The organism is Sandarakinorhabdus cyanobacteriorum, assembly GCF_002251755.1.
Classification (GTDB): domain Bacteria; phylum Pseudomonadota; class Alphaproteobacteria; order Sphingomonadales; family Sphingomonadaceae; genus Sandarakinorhabdus; species Sandarakinorhabdus cyanobacteriorum.
Genome location: NZ_NOXT01000062.1, coordinates 1 through 3,543, shown reverse-complemented (window position 1 = coordinate 3,543; position 3,543 = coordinate 1). Strand labels below are relative to the sequence as shown.

The 3,543-nt window shown below is 61.4% G+C and carries 5 protein-coding genes; 2 read left to right on the top strand and 3 right to left on the bottom strand.

The window, feature by feature from the left end; translation table 11 throughout:
- From CHU93_RS01975 to CHU93_RS01965, 3 genes are all read right to left on the bottom strand, one after another.
- Positions 1-340 (bottom strand): transposase (locus CHU93_RS01975; protein ID WP_207759185.1); only part of this gene is annotated, 340 nt, incomplete at its 3' end.
- Positions 341-422: 82 nt separating this feature from the next.
- Positions 423-779 (bottom strand): IS66 family insertion sequence element accessory protein TnpB, encoded by a 357-nt coding sequence (gene tnpB / locus CHU93_RS01970; protein ID WP_094472523.1) that lies wholly within the window; start codon positions 777-779, stop codon positions 423-425.
- Positions 776-1,210: a transposase gene (locus tag CHU93_RS01965; RefSeq protein ID WP_094472522.1), complete on the bottom strand. Its 435-nt coding sequence runs from the start codon at positions 1,208-1,210 to the stop codon at positions 776-778. The genes tnpB and CHU93_RS01965 overlap by 4 nt, the downstream gene beginning before the upstream one ends.
- Positions 1,211-1,626: 416 nt before the next feature.
- On the opposite strand from CHU93_RS01965, the gene CHU93_RS01960 reads away from it, so the two are divergent.
- Complete coding sequence (locus tag CHU93_RS01960) at positions 1,627-2,115, top strand: hypothetical protein (protein WP_094472521.1); 489 nt, start codon at positions 1,627-1,629, stop codon at positions 2,113-2,115.
- A 132-nt stretch (positions 2,116-2,247) separates the two neighbouring features.
- Positions 2,248-3,345 carry a DUF4932 domain-containing protein gene (locus CHU93_RS01955; RefSeq protein ID WP_094472520.1) on the top strand — a complete coding sequence of 366 codons (1,098 nt, stop codon included), beginning with the start codon at positions 2,248-2,250 and terminating at the stop codon, positions 3,343-3,345.
- Positions 3,346-3,543: the final 198 nt, after the last annotated feature.

Genomic DNA, 3,543 nt, shown 5'->3' with positions numbered 1-3,543 from the left:
CGCGGCGCTCCCGTGCGGCGCGTTCCTTGGGTGTGCTGGCGTCATCCAGCTTCGCCTTCACCCGCCCCAGGGCAATGCCCATGTCTTCCAGGACAAGCTCGAACTGATCCTCGTCCAGCTTCTCCGAGCGCGGGCCGAAGCGGTGGCGCATGAAGGCGGCGATCATGGCGTTCAGCCGGGCGATCTCCGCCTCAGCCTCTATGGTAACAATCGTCTTGCGTTCAACTTCGGCGGCCAGCTGGGCCGTGCGCTCAGCAAGTTGCGCAGCTTCGGCCCTGGCCGCGACGAGCAAGGCGCGGAGCACCTCGGGATCGTCGGGAAGATCAGCTGCGGTGAGCATGATGGGCACAATGAATCACGCGCGTGCACGCGCGTCGAGTGGAACCTCACCGACTGAGTCAATCTAACGCAGGATCAACGGCTTATCCCGCTACATGCGGCACCTGCGTACGACGCGTCTGATGCACACGCCGCCAGTCGAGACCCTCCAGCAGGGCCCCGAGTTGCGCTGCAGTGAGCCGCATTACGCCATCGTGCACAGCCGGCCAGCAGAAGCCACCGGCTTCGAGCTTCTTGATCATCAGGCACAGGCCTGTGCCGTCCCACCACAGCACCTTGATCCGATCAGCCCGCTTGGCGCGGAATACGAAGATCACGCCGGAATAGGGATCGGCCCGGAACTGGCTGGCCACCAGCATGGCCAGCGAGTCTGCGCCCTTGCGGAAATCGATGGGACGCGTTGCCACCATGACGCGGCTACCTGTAGCCGGCCCGATCATGGCGCCACCCGCAGGCTCTGCAAAACGGTTGCCACCAGCCCAGAGTCCGCACCGGCGTAGATGCGCGTGACCGTGCCGCTGAACTCGACCTCGATCACCGCGGGACGTTCAGTTGCTCCTGCACCGCCATCCGCCATCACGGGCACCAGCGCTGGCTCAGCGTCTGACGACACCTGCCTGGCGACAGCCTGGCGGGCGTAACGCAGCTCACGGCGCCAGGTGTAGATCAGCGATGTGCTGACATCGAACCGTCGCGCCAATGCCGCGATGTTGTCGCTGCGGTCCGCCTCAGCCAGGATCGCCAGCTTCTGCTCCACGCTCCACAACCGCCGGCGACCTCGCATATGCCCCAGCACCTCGAGCCGCCGCACATCGCTGCGAGTGACTTCAGTGCTGGTGTCCAGTGCGCTCGCAAGAGGATCAGGGCTCATCAGCCAAAGCTACTGAACCAACACGCCACCCATGCAAGATGGGGTCGGAACAGCGGTTACGGAACACCACCAATTTTGAAAGGCCGTTCGGCCGGGGCTGGTCGGCAGGCGACGGACTGTCAGGGACGATGCCGCGAAGCCGGCGTCGCCGCCGTGCGGGGGGTGAAGGCAAGCGCAGCGACAGCCTGAGCCGATCCTTGACCGGACGGAGGATGCCGAATGACCCGCCTGCGCGCCGCTGCGCGCATTACGGTCGGAAAGCTCCGACGGCGAACGCCTTCCTGACAAGGAAAGGCGCGTTCGCGGGTAAGGGGCGCTGCCCGCCCGGACGGGCGGCGGCGCCGGGGTGTGGCAGAGCAGCTCCCGCGTTCATCGAATGAGCCCATTGTCGGCCCCCGCATTGGCGCTATGTTCGAATGATGGCCGTCTGGCAGTTCGTCATCAACCTGATCCCTGCCTCTGCGGCGCGTATCGCAGGGGTCGACGCAGCACGGATGAGCCGCACGCAGCTCGACGAGGTTGTTCTGGCGCTGCCAATCACAGAGGCGAATGCGCTATTTGCGAAGCTCGACGTGTTGCTGCCCGAGAAACCGCGATCCTACACCGGTCTCCGGGTGTGGGGTGACGAACCTGCTGACGACATCCAGGTGAGCTTCGATGAGCAATTCATCGAAGAAATCCAGGTCCGCTTCGATGTGGCAGATCTCTCTCTGCCATTGATCGGCGGGGTCTGCGACCTCGCGCGGCATTTCGACTGCGTCTTTGCAACGCCGGAAGGTGCGATCATCCAGCCAAGCAGGGAAGCTGTGATCAGGACGGTTCTCCAATCAGACGCAGCGCATTTCGTACAAGACCCGCAGGGGTTTATAGAAAAGGCGGTCCGCCTGGATCGGGAGGACCGCTAACGCCCTTTGTAAGTGACCGGCCACATTCCGTGAGGAACCGGAGGCGCATTTGAAGCAGACCGACATCTACATGGTTTTCAGAGCCTAAGAAGTTCTGATATCGTGCGAATCCCATAGGTTGGGAGACTTGGAATGCGTATTGCGGCACTTTCGCTGCTGGCGGTGGCAAGCCAAGCTTGTGCACCTTTGGAAGAGCCTCGGTCCGCGCCGGTTTCACAAACCACCGTTACGGTCGATCAACGGATCGAGCTTATGGGTGTCATACAGCTTCTGTCGGGCTATTTCCTCGTCTCCTATCTCGATTCTGGATACAAGCGCGACGCAGCAAACTTCTTTGCGGCTTGCTCTGACCATGCTGCCGTGAAGAAGTTTTCGGCGCTGTCCGCAACCGGGTTCGACTTCAACAATGTACCTGAAGCCTTCATTTCCCTTTCGGACCCTCCAGAGCTTCAGCCTCGGTTCCCGTTGGGCGACAGCGTGATTGCCAGCGCTGGCGGCGAGGAAAACCTTGCCGGTTTATGGGCGTCAGCGCGTGATTTCGCGCAGGAATGTCGGTTCGAAGAATTCTATGCCTCCCATCAGCCGGAATACGAGCGGATGCTCGCACAGTCCCGACCGACGGTGGTGGCTTCAACGAGTTCCCTAGTTGCCTACCTGGGGACACCGCTCGGCTCGACGCAGGTTATTCTAGGGCCACTTCTGCACGATGGCGGCTTTGCCTCACGCGTCGATGGCAATCGAGGGCAGGCGGCTGCATTTGCATTTATCGGGCCGCACGCACTTACAGCGGGTTCGGTTGATTTCGGGGATGCCGCCAGGCTTCAGCCTCTGGTGGCCCACGAGTTCGCCCATACCGTGATTAACCCGCTGACGGCGCGTCATTCTTCCCAAGTCGCAGCAACTGAGGGGAACTTCGGCACGCTTCGCGATGCCATGCGTCGTGAAGGCTATGGCAGTTGGGATCAGGTCATCAATGAGAGCATAATTAGGGCGATCACTTCGCGGCTCACTGCTGCCGATCGGGGAGAAGAGGCTGCGAATGCGGAGGTCGCTGAGGAGGTGAAGCGCGGCTTCGTCTATGTCCCCGCACTGGTGGACGAGCTTCGCCGTTATGAGAGAAACCGCGACGCGTTGTCGAGGATAGCAGATTTCTACCCTGAGCTTTTGGGTGTTTTCAAAAAAGCACCAGCAGCCCTATCGTCTTCGGTAGACACCAACGGCAGCCAATAGACGGACGAGCACCGCGCCCGAGCGCACGCACTTCCCTACGCATTGCAGATGCGGTCTAACTAACTGAGATTGGCCCCGATGGAGAGTAGCTTTGGCGACCAAGCATATTGTCATCTCTGGTTGCTCCGGTGGCGGCAAGTCGACAATCTTGACGAAGTTAGCCCGGATTATTCACCGGCCGGGTGATTTCGGGTTGGC

What these genes read in the sequence shown, in the direction of transcription:
- tnpB (WP_094472523.1), bottom strand. Translation starts at nt 779, where the DNA reads ATGATCGGGCCGGCTACAGGTAGCCGCGTCATGGTGGCAACGCGTCCC.
- CHU93_RS01965 (WP_094472522.1), bottom strand. Translation starts at nt 1,210, where the DNA reads ATGAGCCCTGATCCTCTTGCGAGCGCACTGGACACCAGCACTGAAGTC.
- CHU93_RS01960 (WP_094472521.1), top strand. Translation starts at nt 1,627, where the DNA reads ATGATGGCCGTCTGGCAGTTCGTCATCAACCTGATCCCTGCCTCTGCG.
- CHU93_RS01955 (WP_094472520.1), top strand. Translation starts at nt 2,248, where the DNA reads ATGCGTATTGCGGCACTTTCGCTGCTGGCGGTGGCAAGCCAAGCTTGT.